Below are 18,546 nucleotides of genomic sequence, written 5' to 3'. Positions count from 1 at the left end.
TTCTTATTATTCATCTAAAATATTATTTTGAAAAGATAACACAGTTTATTCTTGACAAAAAAATATAAAAGTGTATAATAGAAAAGTACTGTTTGAGACAGTACAACAATATATGGTCCGTTGGTCAAGGGGTTAAGACACCGCCTTTTCACGGCGGTAACACGGGTTCGAATCCCGTACGGACTATATCTGGAGGATTACCCAAGTCCGGCTGAAGGGAACGGTCTTGAAAACCGTCAGGCGTGTAAAAGCGTGCGTGGGTTCGAATCCCACATCCTCCTTTTTAATTATCGCGGGATGGAGCAGCTAGGTAGCTCGTCGGGCTCATAACCCGAAGGTCATAGGTTCAAATCCTATTCCCGCAATTTTGGCTCGGTAGCTCAGTTGGTAGAGCAATGGATTGAAGCTCCATGTGTCGGCGGTTCGATTCCGTCTCGCGCCATTCCTTATTTAGCGGATGTAGTTTAATGGTAGAACCCCAGCCTTCCAAGCTGGCTACGCGAGTTCGATTCTCGTCATCCGCTTAACTTAATATTTTGGGAGTTTAGCTCAGTTGGTTAGAGCACTGTGTTGATAACGCAGGGGTCCCAGGTTCGAATCCTGGAATTCCCATATTTGGTATTTATTGCATAGGAGATATACCTGTTCCCATGTCGAACACAGAAGTCAAGTCCTTTTGCGCTGGAAGTACTTGGGGGTTGCCCCCTGGGAGATAAAGACGATGCCAAGTTTACATTGCGGATTAGCTCAGTTGGTAGTAGCGCATGACTGTTAATCATGATGTCGTCAGTTCGAGTCTGACATCCGCAGTAACTAAGTCACCTAAGGGTGACTTTTTTTATTTTATAAATATCATCAATAAATCTTGGCACGCCATTTTGTGTCAAGGTTTTTATTTACAGCTTTATTGGTAGCGGTTACAATATAATTATACTAGTTACTATGTAAAGGAGTCTGAAATGACTGATACTGTAAACTTAAAAGTACGAGTGCAAAAACTTGGTACCGCATTATCAAATATGGTAATGCCAAATATTCCTATTTTGATTGCCTGGGGGGTGTTGACGATGTTCTTCATTCCTGATGGTTTTACCCCTAATAAAACATTTGCAGCAATGGTTAGTCCGATGCTTGCTTTTCTTATTCCCCTAATGATTGGTTACACTGGTGGAAAAAATATTTATGAACATCGTGGAGGAGTGGTTGGTGCAATTGCGACTTTCGGTTCAATTATTGCCACAGCTAGTCTTTCTCTAGGAGGTCTAAACACTAAAGGAAACGTTCCTATGATTTTAGGTGCAATGATTTTGGGTCCTTTTGGTGCTTGGGTAATAAAAAAATTTGATGACTATGTTCAACCGCATATTAAAGCAGGTCTAGAAATGTTGATTAATAATTTCTCAGCTGGTTTAGTTGGATTTGGACTTGCACTTTTTGCTGTAAAAGTGGTTGGTCCACTTGTAGCTTGGTTAACCGACGTGATGGGACATGGGGTCGACTTTTTAATTGCTAATCATTTGATTCCCCTTGCTAATCTTTTTATTGAGCCAGCAAAAATATTATTTTTAAATAATGCAATCAATCAAGGGATTTTATCGCCATTGGGAATTCAGCAAGTTTCTGAAAATGGAAAATCACTTCTATTTTTACTAGAAGCAAATCCTGGACCAGGACTTGGAATTCTGATTGCTTTTATGCTTTTTGGTAAGGGTTCAGCTAAAGCGACGGCACCTGGTGCGATTTTGATTCAATTTGTCGGTGGTATACACGAAATCTATTTTCCTTATGTCATGATGAAACCTGCGCTCTTTTTTGCTGTGATGGCAGGTGGGGTATCAGGAACCTTGACAAATAATTTACTAGGTTCGGGTCTTGCGGCTCCTGCTTCTCCTGGTTCAATTATTGCAATCACAGGAATGGCATCAGCTAAATCAGCGGGTGGTTTTGTAAATGTCTTATGTGTCTGGTCAGGAATAGCTGTGGCAGCAATTGTTTCATTTCTAGTTGCATCTTTTATTTTAAAACGGGATAAATCAATGATTGATGATTCTGCTTTTGAGAATGCAAAAGTAGGTGTAGCTGCAGATAAAGCTGTCAGTAAAGGACAAGTTTCTGTCAGCAATAATATTACTGACCAAGTCGATTTCTCTACGATTAATCATATTATCTTTGCTTGTGATGCAGGAATGGGTTCATCGGCAATGGGAGCCTCTATTTTGAGGAATAAAGCTAAGAAAGCAGGTTTGCTACAAGATGTTACTAATGTCGCTATAGCTAACTTAAAAGCAGGCTCTGACACAATTGTTGTGACACAAGATGAACTTGCTCCACGAGCTGCGATAATGGCTCCTGAAGCAATCAGATACTCAGTGGCTAATTTCCTCAATTCACCTCGCTATGATGAAATTATCAGTAGTTTATTGACTACTGATAATGATACAAATCAAACAATAATTACTGACAGACCTGTCAGTAAAAATGAGATAGACTTGAACCAAATTGATGAAGTTGTCTTTGCTCATGATGATTTACATATTGGTTCAAATACAATGGGCAAAGAAACACTAAAAGCAATATTCCAGATGCATGGTGTTAAAATTCCTATTTCTGATGTTGAATTTATTGGTTTAGGAGCATTTAATGCCAAAAATATCATGATTGTTTCAACAAAAGAATTTACGACAAGTGTAAAAAACGAAGCTCCAAATGCTCAACATCTTTTTGTTGAGTCATTAATTACTACTCCTGAATACATCAATATGGTGAAACGGATGAACAAATAAAAATACTAGCTGTTAATGGGCAGTCTAGTTATGAGTAGAATTTTAAAAAAGGAATTTTTATGTTTTTAACAAGTCGTGAGCAAAAATTAATCCAGACATTTTTGAAACGTGGAAAGCTTACGATAGCAGAAATGATGGAAATTACAGATACAAGTCGCAGAACGCTTTATCGCGATTTGAACAATTTACAAAAGTCTTTACCAGAAAATATCAGTTTGGAAAATACTGATGAAGGCTATTTTTTGAAAGGGGATATCAATCAACTTACTCAAGCTCATGAATTAATAGACTATTCGATAAGTGAACGTTTGTATGGTGAGTTGCTTTTATTAATTGAAAATAAAGCATCTATCGCTTCTCTAACAGATTATTTTGGAATTAGTCAACCGACAGTAACTAGTGATTTGAAGCAAATTGAGCAAGCTCTGTTTGAAAATGAACTAGTACTAATCCGAGATCGTGGCTTAAAACTTAAAGGGGCAGAAGAAAATATTCGTCCAGTATTTGTGGCAGTGATTTATAATTCAGCAAGCATTCAGGAACTACTTCTTAATCAACTTTCTAACAATAAAATTTTAAGAATAATAGATTTAAATAAATTTAAGCAAGTTAATGAGGCTTTTAAACGTATAGATTTACCTGAAAAAATGACTGACAAAGTCAAAGTTTTAATGCAACTTTTTTGCTTAGTTGTTTTGCTGCGTTTGGATGAGGGGTATTCTGTCAGTAGTGAAACTCTGGGCAGACCAAGTAAGCAAGCCTTAAACTTTGTCAATAAGTTACTGACAGAGTTGCCAGTAACAAAATTTGTTGTTTCTGAGATCACTTATCTTGCATCAGTTTATGATATTTTATATTTTGGCTTTGGAAGAGAGCTGCTATTTATGGAAAAATTTGATACCGATTTTTCTTATAAAATTCGCCAACTCATTGATAAAGTTTCAACAATTCTTGAGATAGAATTTGGGAAAGATGACCGTTTATATGGTTTACTATATGCTCATCTCAAAGAATCAGAGATGTTACCAGTCCTCTTTCCTAAAAAAGAAAATGATTTTATCAAAAAGATAAATAAAGATAATCCTGAAATTTATAAAACAGTCAAAGAATCATTAAGGGAGGTCTTTGATAAGAATTTTTCAGAAATGGAAATTGCTTTTATAAGTCTTCACTTTGTGGCGACTCTTGAACGCAGTGACCTAGTTTTACCTTTAAGTGCCGCACTTGTCAGCAGTCGTGGAAGAATTTCTTGCGAATTTATCATGAGTAATTTAAGAAAGAATTTTCCCTTCTTAAAAAAGATAGAACTTATTCAAAGTTCAATCCATATCACTCAGGAAAAATATGACGTCATTTTTACAACAGAGAAAGAGTTAGATTACCTCTACATCAATCCAATGCTAGATCAAAAGAATTTGGAAAATATTCGTCACCAGCTGAGGTTGATTCAACAAAAATCACGAGCACTTACCTCTGATTCAGAAAAAGAAAAGAATTTTTTAAATCTCAATGACTTATTTTCAATAGGCAATGAAATATTAAAATCTTTTGAAATCCTATCTCTTGAAAATAAGGCAGAATTACATGATACTGTAAAACAAATTATTCAGCGAGTAAACCCAGAGGATAGTGGAGAACTCATTCATTTGGTGGAAGAAAGATTTAAAGAAACACATCTAGCAATTCCAGAAACAAAAATTGCTCTCTTTCACGCAGTTCATTCATCAATCTCAAGCCCAATTTTTAAAATCTTTGACTTAAGTCAGCCAATTGAAGGAATAGCAATGGATCATCAGGCTATTCAAATTGGACGAGTTCTATTGTTATTAGCGCCTCCAGAAGTTCCAGAGTATGTTTCCTTTTTATTAGGTAAAATCTCAAGTTCAATTATTGAAAACAAGCTTTATACTAGGATATACGATTCCGGAAATTATGAAATTGTAAGTGAGTTACTAAGAGAGATAATTATCGAAGCTGTTAAACATTATGATGACTAGGTTTACATAAGTTGTAAACCTAGTAAACCAAGAAAGGTAATTTTTAAAATGGAAATTCAAAAAAGTCTGATTAAAATTAATCAAAACTTTTCAAATAAAGAAGAGGCCATAAAATATTGTGGAAGTTTGTTGGTTGATGGAGGTTATGTCAAACCTAACTATATCTCAGCAATGATTGAACGAGATAGAGAATTGTCAGTCTATATGGGAAACTTTATTGCAATTCCTCATGGAACTGATGAATCAAAAAAAGAAGTTTTAAAAACAGGAGTAGCCATTGTTCAAGTTCCTCGTGGTGTAAACTTTGGAACAGTAGAAAATCCTAAGATAGCCACAATGCTATTTGGAATTGCGGGGATTAAAGAGGAGCATCTTGAGCTGATTCAAAAGATTTCAATTTTTTGCGCGGACGTTGACAATGTTGTAAAACTTGCTGATGCTCAAACAATCGAAGAAATTGCAAAATACTTTGAAAATTAATTAAAAAATGGCACAGCTTTTAGTGCCATTTTTTATATTTACCAGCATAATGTAAAAGCTTACAATTGCTTATATAGAGGGATTTTAGAGGATTCTATTTGAACTTTTACTTTCTAAATAAAGGAGCAGTAAGTAAGATGAAAAAAGCAGTACATTTTGGTGCAGGAAATATTGGACGTGGCTTCATAGGTGAAATTTTGAGTAAAAATGGATTTGATATTCACTTTGTTGACACAAATAAATCTATAATTGACGAACTTAATAATCGGCATTCCTATGAAATTGGGATTGCAAGTAGTGAACATGAAAAAATTTCTGTAAAAGCTGTCTCTGGTATTAACAATAGTGAGAATCCTGAGGCAGTCATTGAAGCAATTGCAAAAGCTGATATTCTAACAACAGCGATTGGTCCTAATGTCTTGCCTTATATTGCTGAGCTTATTGCAAAAGGACTTCAGAAACGTAAGGAAGAAAAGGTTCAGAGCCCGTTAGATATTATTGCCTGTGAGAATATGATAGGGGGCTCTGAATTTTTGGAAGAAAAAGTGTCCGATTATCTGTCGGAATCTGATAAACTTTATCTTTCTAAATTTATTGGTTTTCCTAATGCTGCAGTTGACCGTATTGTTCCTGCTCAAAAACATAAAGATGTTCTCTATGTTGAGGTAGAGCCTTTTAGTGAGTGGGTAATAGATGCAAGTCATTTAAAAAATAAAGAAATCAAACTTGAAGGAGTTCATTATACAACTGACCTCGAACCATTTATTGAGCGTAAACTTTTTTCTGTAAACTCAGGACATGCTGCAGTTGCCTATTCTAGCGCATATAAAGGTTATAAAACAATATTAGAAGGTTTACAGGATGAAGAAGTTTTGAATATCCTAAAAGCAGTTCAAAAAGAAACACGCGCTTTACTTTTAGCAAAATGGGCTCAATATTTTAAGCAAGATGAGTTAATTAAATATCATGAACTAATCATTTCTCGCTTTTCTAATCCAGAAATTATTGATGAAGTGTCACGCGTGGCAAGAACACCTATTCGGAAATTAGGATATGATGAACGTTTTATTCGTCCAATAAGAGAATTAAACGATCGTAAGCTTTCTTATCAAAATCATCTAGATATTGTTGGAAAAATTTTTGCTTACCATGATGAAAATGATGATCAAGCCATTCAACTCCAAGAAAAACTAAAAATAACAGAACTACCAATGCTCATTGAAGAAGTGACTGGTCTAAGCAATCAAAAGTTGATTTTGGAAATCGAAAAGGTTATTAATCACTATAAAAAATAAAATTTGGGAGAGATGATGATTTTTTATTAATACAATTTATGATTCAAAATTTAACCGCTTTCTATTGAAAAAAAAGATAAAAAGTGTTATTATATAATCATAGAAAAAGCACTGGAATGTGCGAGCTCTTTCATTTTTTTGACCGACTATATTTGTATTGCATAGGGGTTCATGAGACATTCGGTAGCGTAATACCTCGAACGAAAGTAGGGGAAGCTGATGCGAAGCGAGAACACCCACCTGGCGTTTTAGCGGGTTCAATACACGGAAGAGCATACGGCATTCAATCAGTGTTTTTTTGTGTATCAAAAATTAGACAAATCAATAATAAATCTAGGCTACGGGACTATATAGTTAAATAGAACGGCTTTAGAGCTTTAGATTTGTTTTTGCATTTATTTGTTAACAATTTTTGTTAATTTATTCGTTGGATAATTTTTGTAGAATAAAGATACCTCAAATGTGTAGACCTTACACTAATAATAAAAGGTCAGTCTAACTTTGTTTGTACCTAGATATGTACTTCAAACTATCTTTCGATTTTGAAAGCCCATAGTTTAACTTCTATGAGTTTTTTGTTTGTAAAAGGATATGAATCTAAAAGGAGTAAAGATTTATGCTGATTAGAAATTATGAATCAAAAGATTTAGATGAAGTTATTAATCTGTTTAAAAACACTATTTTTGAAATAAATATTTCTGATTATACTTTGGAACAGGTTAAAGCTTGGGTTGACGTTGACACAGAGTTATTTGATGATAATCTTGGCAAAACCTACGCCAGAGTCATTTCTAATCATGAGCAGTTAGTAGGATTTGGTAACATTGATGATAAAGGATATATTGATTTATTTTATGTTAGTGCAGACTATCAAAGGCAGGGAGTAGGGCAAAAACTTCTAAATGATTTAGAAAAAAGTTCGAATTATACTAGCTTTATGGTTAATTCATCTATTACTGCTAAGCCCTTCTTTGAAAAAATGGGCTATAAAGAAATAAAAAAGAACTGTGTACACTTGCGAGGGCAAAATTTTGTTAACTTTACTTTAAAAAAAGTTGTTGAATAAAGTTGATTTTATTTAACAACTTAAAATAACGTGCAGGCACTGAGCCACGTAAAAAGCTAATAGGAGTATTGTTATTATGACAACGAAAACAGTTAACAAACATTTGTTTGTATGGTTAGGAAGTTTTCTATTTGGGGGATTTGGAGTTGACCGTTTTATGCGAGGACAAATTGGAGTGGGAATTTGTAAATTGTTATTCAACTGGACTACTTTTGGCATTTGGTCTTTTGTCGATTGGATTGTAGCCTTGGTCAAGGCTTATAGTACTTATAACGATACTGAAGATATTACATTTATTAATGGTGGATATTCTAGATAAAAGCTCATCTATTTGAGTTCTTTCTCAAATTTCTTTTAGGAGTTTATAAATAAAAAATAGACCAATTATTGGCCTATTTTTTATTTATTTTTATCAACTAAATCTAAAAGGAATTGATTGACACTTGGGTAAATGGCTTCTTCACCAACCATGCTAATAAGTCCAGTTCTCTTAAATGATTCTTTTAATTTAGGATTCATTGAGGCGAAGACGATTTGGCGTTCTTCCTTATGAAAAATACTGTAAATATCAATCAATAGTTTTATAGAAGTGACGTCAATCATTGGTACACCTCTTAGAGAAAGAACAACATTAGTATTTGCTGGAAGTTCATCAATTGCTTGTTTTAACTTGCTACTATTTAAAAAGAAAAGCGGGCCAGAGATATAAATAACTGTCCAATCAGTAAATACTTCATGATGATTTTGACTGATTCGTTCGGGTTCAATTTGTGAACTATTAATCTCAATTTGGGAAATTTTTACGATAAAGAGTAAGAAACCAACAATGATTCCTGCTAATATTGCAGTACTTAAATCGAAAATAACAGTGATAATCATCGTTACAAAAAATTCGATGATTCCACTTTTTAATTTATTTTTGAATAAGAAACGAATGGCTTCCCACTCGTTCATTCTTACGGCGGTCATGATAAGAACACCAGCAAGGGCACTTAGTGGAATATGAGTCATAAATGGTGCAAATAGAAACATTGAGAGGAGAAGAATAAGGGCGTGAATAATACCAGTTAAGCGAGTTTGAGCACCTGCTTTTATAGCTACACTTGTTCGAGCAATTGCGGCTGTTGCTGGAATTCCTCCGAAAAAGGGAATGAAAATATTTCCGATTCCTTGAGCAACGAGTTCTTGGTTATTGTCCATTGGGTGATTGGTTGCACGGCCTGCTGAGGCACCACAAAGGAGACTTTCGGTCATTCCAAGTACGGTAATGCTTATGGCTGGGATAAGTAGAGTTTTCATATCTTGAAGATTCAATTCAGTCAAACGTAGATGAGCTTGGGGAATAAGGGTGGTTGGAATTTTTCCTACTAAAGGAATATCTAGTTTTAGAGCAAGGACTGCTAAAGTTGACAGAAGGATAGCCAACAATGAAGCTGGGAATTTTTTACCCCATGATTTAGGATAGAAAATCATTAATAAGATTGTTAAAAGTCCAATAATTGTTGAAGGATAATCAATGTGTAAGCCAGAGATAAATTTCATTAAATCAAAAAAAGAACCTGTAAAATGTTCTATTCCGAAAAAGTTTTTAATTTGTCCGCTGGCAATGATGATGGCAATACCAGAAGTAAAACCTGTTATTACTGGTGAGGGAATAAGTGAAATTAAATTTCCTAAACGGAAAATACCAGCGAGTAATAGAAAGATTCCTGCCATAAAAGTAGCAATAAATATTCCATTCATTCCGTATTTACCAATGAGTGAAATTAAAATAGCCGCCATTGCTCCTGTTGGACCAGAAATTTGATAGAAAGCTCCAGAAAGTGAGCTAATAATTATACCTGCAACAATGGCTGTTATAAGTCCGGCTGCGGCTGTTGTACCACTTGATACACCGAAGGCAAGGGCTAGAGGGAGGGCAACGGCGGCTACAGTAATTCCTGCCATCAAATCTTGTAAGAATTTTCGTCGGTTGTAGTCTTTGAATTCTGAGTTAATAATACATAAAAATTGTTTAATCATAATAATTCCTTTAATTTTTTATCACAATATTCTATGATAACAGAGATGAGTAATCATATCAAATAATTATCGGAATCGAAATGAAATCAAGATTAGGTAAATTTCTTGTAATTAAAAAACCAGAAAATAAATTTTTTACTAATATCTAATGAAAAATAGAAGAATAACTGCTAAAATGATGATAGAGATTTTATTAGGAGAGGAAGATAATGATAATTAAAACAATAAATTTGGAAAACTATAAAGAAGTTACTGAACTTATTCGTGAATCTTTTAGTCAGTCAGAACATGGTTATGGTAATGAGGCTGAACTTGTTGATAAAATTCGTAATGAAGAAGGTTATATCAAAGATTTGGAAATTGTTGCTTTTGAAGATGGTAAAATCGTTGGTTACGGTCTTTTGAGTGAGGTAGAGATAGTAAGTGACTCACAAAAATTCAAAGGTTTGGTCTTAGCTCCTCTTGATGTTTTAACTACTTACCAAGGTAAAGGAATTGGGGCAGCAGTATTATTGGAACTTGAAAAAAGAGCAAAAATTTTGGATTATCCGTTTATTAGTATTTTAGGTCATGAAACTTATTATCCTAAGTTTGGTTATGTACCAGCAAGTCAATATCAAATCAAAGCACCTTTTGAAGTTTCTGATGAGAACTTTATGATTAAAGAATTAACTGACGGTGGCTTAGAAGGAAAATCAGGAGTAATTCACTACTCAGAAGCCTTTAACTAAGTAACAATTGAGTTTAAAACTCTTTGTTAGTAACTCTATATTTAAGACTTAAATAATAAAAATTCTTGCATTTTGGTCTATAAATCGGTATAATAAGCTAGTAAGTTGGCCCGGTAGCTCAGTTGGCTTGAAGCACTGCTTCAAGGTTGCGGATAGAAAAATTGCGAAGCAATTTATCATTACTACCACAGAATTTTAGAATTCTAGAAGTGGTCACAAAATATTCAACTTTTTATAAGTTGGCCCGGTAGCTCAGTTGGTAGAGCAGTAGACTCTTAATCTATGGGTCCAGGGTTCGAGCCCCTGCCGAGCCATAAATAGTAAAAGCACTCTAAATTTTTAAAAGTTTAGAGTGCTTTTTTTACTGACAGAAATCTGTCAGTAAAGTAAATAGTCTGAAAATAGTGTATAATATTGTCAAAAGATTTCTGTCAGTAGAACAGGATGTAAGTAGAGGATGTTTTATGGATTTATTAAAAAAATTTAACCCTAATTTAGATAAAATTGAAATTTCATTGATTCGTCAGTTTGACCAACAGGTTTCATCTATTCCTGATATTATTAAGTTGACTTTGGGAGAACCTGATTTTTATACGCCTGAGCATGTTAAACAAGCAGGGATTGCGGCGATTGAAAATAATCAAAGTCATTATACTGGAATGGCTGGTTTACTAGAACTACGTCAGGCAGCTAGTGAATTTATGAATAAAAAATATGGTTTATCTTATGCAGCAGAAGATGAAATTTTAGTTACTGTTGGAGTAACGGAAGCCATTTCTAGTGTTTTGTTATCAATTTTGGTTGCTGGTGATGAAGTTTTGATTCCCGCGCCTGCATATCCTGGTTATGAGCCATTAATTACGCTTGCTGGCGGTTCTTTGGTTGAAATTGATACAAGAGCTAATGATTTTGTTCTTACGCCTGAGATGCTTGAACAAGCGATTGTCGAGCGTGAGGGAAAAGTTAAGGCCGTTATTTTGAATTATCCAGCAAATCCTACAGGGGTAACTTATAATCGGGGGCAAATTAAGGCTTTAGCTGAAGTTTTGAAAAAGCATGAAGTATTTGTGATTGCTGATGAAGTTTATTCTGAACTAAATTATACTGACCAACCGCATGTGTCAATTGCTGAATATGCACCTGAGCAAACAATCGTACTTAATGGTTTATCAAAATCGCATGCGATGACTGGTTGGCGGATTGGATTAATCTTTGCAGCGCGTGAATTAGTGGTACAGATTATTAAGACTCACCAATATTTGGTGACTTCGGCTTCAACTCAGTCACAGTTTGCAGCGATTGAAGCTTTGAAAAATGGTGCTGATGATGCTCTTCCGATGAAAAAAGAATATCTTAAACGTCGTGATTATATTATTGAAAAGATGTCAGACCTTGGTTTCAAAATTATTGAACCAGATGGAGCTTTCTACATTTTTGCAAAAATTCCAGCTGATTTAGAACAAGATTCATTCAAATTTGCTGTGGATTTTGCAAAAGAAAATGCAGTTGCCATTATTCCTGGTATCGCTTTTGGTCAGTACGGTGAAGGATTTGTCCGCTTATCTTATGCGGCTTCAATGGATATGATTGAGCAAGCAATGGCAAGATTGACGGATTATGTGACTAAAAAACGTGGCTGAGCAATCTGTCAGTAAAATTAAAAATCATTGATAACAGTTAGAAGAGTTGTCAGTGATTTTTTTGATATAATGAAATAAAATATCGAAAGGAGAAAATCATGCGTGATGCCGAAACTCAAGGTCTAGTGCTTTACAGTCGTAATTACAAAGAAAAAGATAAATTGGTCAAGATTTTTACAGAGTCTTTTGGTAAACGGATGTTTTTTGTCAAAAATTTTGGAAAATCGCCTTATGCTAGTTCCTTACAAGCTTTTACTGATGGAAAATTGACGGCAACGATTAATGACGGGGGATTTTCTTTTATCGAGGATGTCAGTGAAGTGGTCGTTTATAAAAATATTAGTTCAGATATTTTCATCAATGCTCATGCTTCTTATATCATAAGTTTGGCTGATGCGGCCATTTCTGATAATCAATACGACCCAGGGCTTTATGGATTTCTAAAGCGAAGTTTAGAGCTTTTAGATCAAGGATTTGATATGGAAGTCGTGACTAACATTTTTGAATTACAAGTTCTTCATCGTTTTGGGATTTCTTTGAACTTCTCAGAATGTGCATTTTGTCATAAAACCGTTGGACCCTTTGATTTTTCTTATAAATTTAGTGGCTGCCTTTGTCCCCAACATTTTGATGAAGATTTACGACGGAGTCATCTTGACCCAAATGTGATTTATTTGGTCAATCTTTTTCAAGAAATATCTTTAGATGAACTCAAAAAAATCTCCATAAAAGCAGATATGAAACTAAAAATTCGTCAATTTATTGATGGGCTTTATGATGAATATGTCGGAATTCATCTCAAATCCAAAAAATTCTTGGACGGAATGTCTGGTTGGGCAGATATTATGAAATAAATCTGTGGATAAGTCGCTAGAAGTTCTGTCAGTAAATTTATCCACAGTGGAAAACTTAAAATTACTGACAGAAACCTCTAAATATTTCTGTCAGTAAAAAATGAGGATAATTTATGGACTCAAAATCATGGGGAAGAGTTTTTCGTGAAATTCGCGAAATGAAAAATTTGTCATTAGCCAAAGTTGCAGGAGATTATGAGAATTCACCAAATTTTATTACTTCAAAGCAACAAGTTTCACGTTTTGAACTTGGTAAATCTGATATCACACTTACAAAAATTTACTGACAGATTTTCCGTTAGTAAATTTATCCATAGAAAAAATCACTGACAAATCCGTCAGTGATTTTTAATTTTATTAAACGTGAATTGGTAAGCCATCAGCCAATTCAGCTGTATCCATAATCGCTTCACCAAGTGTTGGGTGAGGTTGGATAGTCAATGAAATGTCTTTAGAAGTCAATCCATTTTCAATCGCTAGTGATAAACCAGAAATCAAGTCAGATGCACCAGGGCCAACGATTTGAGCACCGATTAAGGCCCCTTCTTTAGTTTCAGTAATCAAACGTAAGAAACCAGTGGTATCATTCATTGAAATGGCACGGCCATTTGCAGCAAATGGGAACTTAGAAATTTTAACATCTTTACGGTCTTTAACTGATTCAGGCGTTTCTCCAACTGTTGCCAATTCAGTTGTTGTATAAGCTACAGCAGGCAAAGCAACGTGTAAGTCCACGTCGTCCTCAGCTCCAGCAATCGCAGCAGCAGCAACTTTAGCTTGGAAAGAAGCTTTGTGAGCGAGCATTGGACCAGGAACCACATCACCGATTGCATAAATGTGAGGAACATTAGTTGCATAAGAATCATCAACTTCAATCAAACCACGGTCAGTCAATTTAACATCAGTGTTGTTCAAGCCGATTAAATCAGTATTTGGACGACGTCCAACAGAAACGAGTAAGTAATCACCAGTCACTGTTTGTTCTTTTCCATCAACCTCAAAAGTCAAAGTTACATCTTTATCAGTTTGAGTAGCTGATTTAGCCATTGCTGAAGTAAAGATTTCAGAACCAGCAGATTTAACGCGATTAGCAATGATATCAGACATTTCTTTATCAAACCCGTTTAAAATGTGGTCCAAACCTTCAACAATTGTAATCTTAGAACCAAGCATACGGTAAGCTCCACCAAGCTCAGAACCAATAACTCCTCCCCCAACAATAATCAAATGTTTAGGAACTTCTGGAAGTGACAAAGCACCAGTAGAGTCAATAATGCGACCACCAAATGGGAAAGAAGGAATTTCGATAGGACGTGAACCAGTTGAGATAATCACATCATTAAATTGCAAAAGTTGGAACCCATCTTCTTGTTCAACATTTATTGTATTGTTATCAATAAATTCTGCAGTTCCTTGAATCACGTCAACTTTGTGTTTTTTAAGTAGCATTTTAACGCCACCTGTCAACTGGTTGACAACTTTATCTTGTTTCCATTTTTGGGCAGATTCCCAGTTTAATTTAACATTTCCGACAGAAAGACCAAAAGGATTTTCTCCTTTTTCTTCCTCCAAAGATTCTTGGTAATGATGACCAATATTAATCAATGCTTTTGATGGGATACAACCAATATTTAAACAAACCCCACCAACATTATCTTTTTCAATAATTGTAACTTTTTTACCAAGTTCAGCCGCACGGATGGCTGCAACATAACCACCAGGGCCTGAACCAATAACAACCAAATCAACTTCTGTTGCTTGTGCACCAACAACCATAATATATCCTCTTTCTTGTAAACATTAGTGTCAACTTGAATTTACAATACTGTAAACTAGTTTTTTAAATCTATGACAGAAAGAAACGAAAAAAATATTTTTTCGTTCCTTTACTAATAAGACAATTAGCGAGTATCCTCTAGGAGACACGCCTGTAATAAATAGATGCTTTAGCACCATTTATTACAGCCTATTAGATTTCCATAAGCATGAACTCAGGGTCAGCCAATAGAGATTTCAAGTAGTTAAGTGATGTTTGACCCAACATTCCATCAATCAAACGGTGATCATAAGTCATAGACAATTTCATGTTTTGTCCGACAACAATTTCGCCTTCACCATTAACAATTGGTTCTTTAACGATTGAACCCAGTCCTAAAATTACGACATCAGAACCATTAATGATTGGTGTAAACCAAGAACCACGAGCAGATCCAATATTTGAAATTGTAATTGTTGAACCTTGCATTTGTTGAGGTTTAAGTGTTCCTTCTCGTGTAGCAGTAGCTAATTCAGCGATTTCTTTAGCAATCTCAAGAATTGATTTAGTTTCAGCTTCATGAATCACTGGAACGTACAAACCAGTTGGAGCATTTACAGCGATTCCAAGGTTGACATGTTCGTGATAAACAATTTCTTGTTTTTCATAGTCAACAGAAGCATTGATATCTGGGAATTTATGAGCAGTAGTAGCCAAAGCTTTAGCAACATAAGCAAGATAGGTTAATTTAATATCTTGTTTTGCAGCAATTTCTTTAAAGACAGCACGATGTTTCACGAGTTTAGAAACTTCAACTTGGTCAAAGTTTGTCACTGGGGGAATGTGTGTATGTTGAGCAGTCATAACTTTAGAAACAACTTTACGAGTTGGATTCATTGCTTCACGTCGATCACCAGCTCCTGCTTTAACGCTTGGCGCTTTTTCAGCAACAGGAGCAGCTGGTTTATCAGCCTTAGGTGCTGGAGCGGCTTCTGGTGTTGTTTGAGCGATAGGAGCGACACTGCCAGATTCAAAAGCTTTAACATCGGCCAACGTTGTGTGACCGTGACGACCAGTTGCAGGAACTTGACTTAAATCAATACCAGCCTTGCGTGCATAATGACGAACAGAAGGCATCGCAAGAATGTGACCAGTAGAAGTTGTTTTAGTCAACGGAGCATTTGCAGGACTTGCAGGACTAGCTGCTTTAGGTGCTTCTGCGACTGGAGCAGGACTAGCAGCTGCTGGAGCAGCCCCATTTCCATTGTATTCAATTAAAGGAGCCCCAACTTCTACAGTCGTTCCAGCTTCAACGAAAAGTTTAGTGACTTTTCCAGAATATGGAGAAAGAATTTCTTGCATGAGTTTATCATTTTGAACCTCTGCAACAGGATCATCTTCTTTAATTTCATCTCCAACTTTAACTAACCAGTTGGCGATATCTCCTTCATGCATTCCTTCACCAATATCAGGCATCGTGAAGATTTGAGCTTCTCCAGAAGGTGCATCAGTTGTAGCAGTATCAGAACCAGCTGTTTCTTGAGGAGCAGGAGCAGCTGCAGAAGAGCCTGAACCGTCACCATCAAACTCAACCAAAGGAGAATCAACTTCTACGGTTGTTCCAGCTTCAACAAAAAGTTTTGTTACGGTACCAGAATAAGGAGAGAGAATTTCTTGCATAAGTTTATCATTTTGTACTTCAGCAATTGGGTCATCTTCTTTAACAACATCTCCAACTTTAACTAACCAGTTGGCAATGTCTCCTTCGTGCATTCCTTCACCAATATCAGGCATTTTAAAAATCTCAGTCATAGTCAACCACCTCTTTAACTTTATTCACAATATCTTCAGCTTTAACTGCCCAGTCATTTTCTGCTTGTGCAAATGGGAAAATTGAGTCAGGACCACTAACACGTCCAATTGGCGCTTTAAGGTTCAAAACAAAACGTTCTGAAATTTCGGCCATGACATTCGCTGCGATACCGGCTGTACGTTGAGCTTCTTGAACAACGACCACACGCCCAGTTTTTTCAACTGTTTTACCAATTGACTCAATATCAAGAGGAGCAACTGTTCTGAGGTCAAGGACTTCAGCTTTAATTCCATCTTTTTCGAGTTGTTCAGCAGCTTTAAGAGCAAGTGGAACTGTTCCACCATAAGCAATGATTGAAACATCAGATCCTTCTTTAGCGACTGCAGCAGTATCAAGTGGTGTAGTATAGTAACCTTCAGGAACTTCACCTTTAAGTGAGCGATAAAGGTGAAGGTTTTCAAGGAAAATAACAGGGTCGTTATTTTCAATTGAAGCCAGCAATAATCCTTTAGCATCAGCTGGATTTGAAGGCATTACAACACGAATTCCGGGGATTTGTGAAAATAGCCCTTCAATTGAATCCGCGTGCATTTCAGGCGTTTTAGTTCCGATTCCATAAGGTGTACGCACGACAATATTATTTGAACGTGTGTTATTAAAACGGTAACGTGTCCGGCTCATTTGTCCAGCAATTGAGTCGAAAACTTCAAAGATAAAGGTTCCGAATTGGATTTCCATAATTGGGTGGAAACCTTGTGTTGCAAGACCAATTGCCATTCCACCAATTCCTGATTCAGCAAGTGGAGTATTGAAAACACGTTCTTCTCCATATTTTGCTTGCAGACCATCAGTAGCACGGAAAACCCCACCATTTTGTCCAACGTCTTCACCAAAAATGAGTGCATCTTTATCTTTTTCAAGCGCCAAATCAAGCGCTTCTGTAATTGCTGCAATATAAGTTTTTACTGCCATTCTTATTTGCCCTCGCTTTCAAATTTTGCAATTTGTTCTGCCATTGCTTGGCTTGGCACTTCAAGTGTATTTTTAATGAAGCTAGAAATTTTTTGTTTTTCAACATTGTTGGCTTTCTTAATGTCGGCATCAATACCTGCATCAAGTTCAGCAATATAAGCTTCCTCTTTCTCTGTATCCCAAAGTCCTTTTTCAGTAAGGAAATTACGCATACGAACGAGAGGTTCTTTTTTCCACCAAGCTTCAATGTCTTCTTTAGTACGATAGCGAAGTGGGTCATCACCAGCTGTTGAGTGTGGTTCTAAACGGTTTGTAATTGCTTCAATAACAACTGGACCATTTCCAGCTACTGCCCAAGCACGAGCTTCTTTAGAAGCAAGATACATAGCAATCGCGTCCATTCCATCAACTACGATCGAAGGAGCACCTGCGGCCCAACCTTTAGCAGCTAAATGAGGAGCGGCACTTTGGAGACTACGAGGTGTCGAAATTGCATAGCCGTTATTTTGGATAAAGGCAACAAGTGGGGCTTTATAAGCTCCAGCAAAGTTAATTCCTTCATAAGTATCACCTTGTGAAGAACCACCATCACCTGTGTAAACGAAAGCTACAGCATCTTTTTTACGTTTTTTGAGTCCGAGTGCGACACCAGCGGCTTCAACGTATTGAGCACCAATGATAATTTGTGGGAACCATGAGTTTACAGGTTTACCATCATCGGTAGTGTACTCATTACCAAGTTGATGTCCACGAGACCAAAGAAGACCTTTCCAAATTGGCCAACCTTTTGCGTAAATTTGTGGCAAGTCACGGTAACCTGGGAAGAGCCAGTCTTCGTCAGTGAAAGCGAATGATGAGGCCATTTGAGAAGCTTCTTGACCAGCGTGAGGTCCAAAGAATCCCATACGTCCTTGTTTAGCTAATTTCATTGAACGAATGTCAACTTGACGTGCAAAAAGCATACTTTTAAAGAGTTCAACGAGTTTTTCATCAGAAAGTCCTGCACGTTTAAGACCATCTTCGTCAACAATTTTTCCTTCTTCGTTAAGAATTTGAAGCATTGGAAATGTAGTGTCTTGCAGTTCTAGCTGCGCTTTGAAATCTAAGATTTGTTCTGAATTTGACATAATAGATTCC

15 protein-coding genes, 8 tRNA genes, 1 rRNA gene and 1 other RNA gene are annotated in these 18,546 nt (G+C 36.0%); 20 read left to right on the top strand and 5 right to left on the bottom strand.

Translation table 11 applies throughout. The features are described 5' to 3' along the window. Positions 1–114 precede the first annotated feature (114 nt). From HFD15_RS05610 to HFD15_RS05540, 15 genes are all read left to right on the top strand, one after another. A tRNA-Glu gene (locus HFD15_RS05610) sits at positions 115–186 on the top strand. Between the two features lie 5 nt (positions 187–191). Further along, positions 192–281: transfer RNA gene (locus HFD15_RS05605), tRNA-Ser, on the top strand. A 10-nt stretch (positions 282–291) separates the two neighbouring features. Further along, a tRNA-Met gene (locus tag HFD15_RS05600) sits at positions 292–365 on the top strand. A gap of 4 nt (positions 366–369) precedes the next feature. Next, positions 370–442 (top strand) — tRNA-Phe (locus HFD15_RS05595). Between the two features lie 11 nt (positions 443–453). After that, positions 454–524 (top strand) — tRNA-Gly (locus HFD15_RS05590). A gap of 14 nt (positions 525–538) precedes the next feature. After that, positions 539–612, top strand: a tRNA-Ile gene (locus HFD15_RS05585). 2 nt (positions 613–614) lie between these two features. After that, positions 615–730, top strand: a 5S ribosomal RNA gene (gene rrf, locus HFD15_RS05580). Positions 731–736: 6 nt separating this feature from the next. Further along, positions 737–810 (top strand) — tRNA-Asn (locus HFD15_RS05575). 149 nt (positions 811–959) lie between these two features. Further along, the gene (locus HFD15_RS05570) at positions 960–2,783 is read left to right on the top strand and encodes a PTS transporter subunit EIIC (RefSeq protein WP_058202945.1); all 1,824 of its coding nucleotides are present in this window, start codon (positions 960–962) and stop codon (positions 2,781–2,783) included. A gap of 59 nt (positions 2,784–2,842) precedes the next feature. Continuing rightward, the gene (locus HFD15_RS05565) at positions 2,843–4,780 is read left to right on the top strand and encodes a transcription antiterminator (RefSeq protein ID WP_167593266.1); all 1,938 of its coding nucleotides are present in this window, start codon (positions 2,843–2,845) and stop codon (positions 4,778–4,780) included. Between the two features lie 48 nt (positions 4,781–4,828). Then, positions 4,829–5,260, top strand: a complete 432-nt coding sequence (locus HFD15_RS05560; protein ID WP_003132182.1) for a PTS sugar transporter subunit IIA — start codon at positions 4,829–4,831, stop codon at positions 5,258–5,260. Between the two features lie 137 nt (positions 5,261–5,397). Beyond that, positions 5,398–6,555 (top strand): mannitol-1-phosphate 5-dehydrogenase, encoded by a 1,158-nt coding sequence (locus HFD15_RS05555; protein WP_021723181.1) that lies wholly within the window; start codon positions 5,398–5,400, stop codon positions 6,553–6,555. A 105-nt stretch (positions 6,556–6,660) separates the two neighbouring features. Then, positions 6,661–6,853: non-coding RNA, 6S RNA (gene ssrS, locus HFD15_RS05550), on the top strand. A gap of 318 nt (positions 6,854–7,171) precedes the next feature. After that, the gene (locus HFD15_RS05545) at positions 7,172–7,621 is read left to right on the top strand and encodes a GNAT family N-acetyltransferase (RefSeq protein WP_039114390.1); all 450 of its coding nucleotides are present in this window, start codon (positions 7,172–7,174) and stop codon (positions 7,619–7,621) included. Between the two features lie 76 nt (positions 7,622–7,697). After that, positions 7,698–7,940, top strand: a complete 243-nt coding sequence (locus HFD15_RS05540; RefSeq protein ID WP_021723183.1) for a TM2 domain-containing protein — start codon at positions 7,698–7,700, stop codon at positions 7,938–7,940. Between the two features lie 80 nt (positions 7,941–8,020). On the opposite strand, the gene HFD15_RS05535 is transcribed toward HFD15_RS05540, so the two are convergent. Beyond that, positions 8,021–9,643: a SulP family inorganic anion transporter gene (locus HFD15_RS05535; RefSeq protein ID WP_039114392.1), complete on the bottom strand. Its 1,623-nt coding sequence runs from the start codon at positions 9,641–9,643 to the stop codon at positions 8,021–8,023. A gap of 209 nt (positions 9,644–9,852) precedes the next feature. Between HFD15_RS05535 and HFD15_RS05530 the strand changes: the two genes are divergently transcribed. From HFD15_RS05530 to HFD15_RS05510, 5 genes are all read left to right on the top strand, one after another. Then, the gene (locus HFD15_RS05530; protein ID WP_058208721.1) at positions 9,853–10,374 is read left to right on the top strand and encodes a GNAT family N-acetyltransferase; all 522 of its coding nucleotides are present in this window, start codon (positions 9,853–9,855) and stop codon (positions 10,372–10,374) included. Between the two features lie 241 nt (positions 10,375–10,615). Continuing rightward, positions 10,616–10,688, top strand: a tRNA-Lys gene (locus HFD15_RS05525). 150 nt (positions 10,689–10,838) lie between these two features. After that, complete coding sequence (locus HFD15_RS05520) at positions 10,839–12,014, top strand: pyridoxal phosphate-dependent aminotransferase (protein WP_058208720.1); 1,176 nt, start codon at positions 10,839–10,841, stop codon at positions 12,012–12,014. A gap of 98 nt (positions 12,015–12,112) precedes the next feature. Continuing rightward, positions 12,113–12,868, top strand: a complete 756-nt coding sequence (gene recO, locus HFD15_RS05515; protein WP_003132217.1) for a DNA repair protein RecO — start codon at positions 12,113–12,115, stop codon at positions 12,866–12,868. Positions 12,869–12,981: 113 nt separating this feature from the next. Further along, positions 12,982–13,155 (top strand): helix-turn-helix transcriptional regulator, encoded by a 174-nt coding sequence (locus HFD15_RS05510; protein ID WP_021214949.1) that lies wholly within the window; start codon positions 12,982–12,984, stop codon positions 13,153–13,155. 70 nt (positions 13,156–13,225) lie between these two features. Here the strand turns inward: HFD15_RS05510 and lpdA are convergent, their stop codons facing one another. The 4 genes from lpdA to HFD15_RS05490 form a co-directional block, all read right to left on the bottom strand. Beyond that, positions 13,226–14,644 (bottom strand): dihydrolipoyl dehydrogenase, encoded by a 1,419-nt coding sequence (gene lpdA, locus HFD15_RS05505; protein WP_010905074.1) that lies wholly within the window; start codon positions 14,642–14,644, stop codon positions 13,226–13,228. Positions 14,645–14,837: 193 nt separating this feature from the next. Next, entirely contained in the window at positions 14,838–16,436 is a 1,599-nt protein-coding gene (locus tag HFD15_RS05500) for a 2-oxo acid dehydrogenase subunit E2 (protein ID WP_021723187.1), read from the bottom strand. Continuing rightward, positions 16,429–17,409, bottom strand: a complete 981-nt coding sequence (locus HFD15_RS05495) for an alpha-ketoacid dehydrogenase subunit beta (protein WP_010905076.1) — start codon at positions 17,407–17,409, stop codon at positions 16,429–16,431. Before HFD15_RS05495 ends, HFD15_RS05500 begins: the two co-directional genes overlap by 8 nt. A 2-nt stretch (positions 17,410–17,411) precedes the next feature. Beyond that, on the bottom strand, positions 17,412–18,536 hold the full coding sequence (locus HFD15_RS05490; protein ID WP_010905077.1) for a thiamine pyrophosphate-dependent dehydrogenase E1 component subunit alpha: 1,125 nt from the start codon (positions 18,534–18,536) through the stop codon (positions 17,412–17,414). Between the last annotated feature and the right edge of the window lie 10 nt (positions 18,537–18,546).

The organism is Lactococcus sp. EKM203L (assembly GCF_011800585.1).
GTDB lineage: Bacteria > Bacillota > Bacilli > Lactobacillales > Streptococcaceae > Lactococcus > Lactococcus lactis.
The sequence above is the reverse complement of the archived record's forward strand: the minus strand, read 5'-3'. Positions and strand labels throughout refer to the sequence as shown.

Coding starts and splice junctions, on each gene's coding strand:
- HFD15_RS05560 (WP_003132182.1), top strand. CDS start 4,829: ATGGAAATTCAAAAAAGTCTGATTAAAATTAATCAAAACTTTTCAAAT.
- HFD15_RS05555 (WP_021723181.1), top strand. CDS start 5,398: ATGAAAAAAGCAGTACATTTTGGTGCAGGAAATATTGGACGTGGCTTC.
- lpdA (WP_010905074.1), bottom strand. CDS start 14,644: ATGGTTGTTGGTGCACAAGCAACAGAAGTTGATTTGGTTGTTATTGGT.
- HFD15_RS05490 (WP_010905077.1), bottom strand. CDS start 18,536: ATGTCAAATTCAGAACAAATCTTAGATTTCAAAGCGCAGCTAGAACTG.
- HFD15_RS05540 (WP_021723183.1), top strand. CDS start 7,698: ATGACAACGAAAACAGTTAACAAACATTTGTTTGTATGGTTAGGAAGT.
- HFD15_RS05510 (WP_021214949.1), top strand. CDS start 12,982: ATGGACTCAAAATCATGGGGAAGAGTTTTTCGTGAAATTCGCGAAATG.
- HFD15_RS05565 (WP_167593266.1), top strand. CDS start 2,843: ATGTTTTTAACAAGTCGTGAGCAAAAATTAATCCAGACATTTTTGAAA.
- HFD15_RS05570 (WP_058202945.1), top strand. CDS start 960: ATGACTGATACTGTAAACTTAAAAGTACGAGTGCAAAAACTTGGTACC.
- HFD15_RS05530 (WP_058208721.1), top strand. CDS start 9,853: ATGATAATTAAAACAATAAATTTGGAAAACTATAAAGAAGTTACTGAA.
- HFD15_RS05495 (WP_010905076.1), bottom strand. CDS start 17,409: ATGGCAGTAAAAACTTATATTGCAGCAATTACAGAAGCGCTTGATTTG.
- HFD15_RS05535 (WP_039114392.1), bottom strand. CDS start 9,643: ATGATTAAACAATTTTTATGTATTATTAACTCAGAATTCAAAGACTAC.
- HFD15_RS05545 (WP_039114390.1), top strand. CDS start 7,172: ATGCTGATTAGAAATTATGAATCAAAAGATTTAGATGAAGTTATTAAT.
- HFD15_RS05520 (WP_058208720.1), top strand. CDS start 10,839: ATGGATTTATTAAAAAAATTTAACCCTAATTTAGATAAAATTGAAATT.
- recO (WP_003132217.1), top strand. CDS start 12,113: ATGCGTGATGCCGAAACTCAAGGTCTAGTGCTTTACAGTCGTAATTAC.
- HFD15_RS05500 (WP_021723187.1), bottom strand. CDS start 16,436: ATGACTGAGATTTTTAAAATGCCTGATATTGGTGAAGGAATGCACGAA.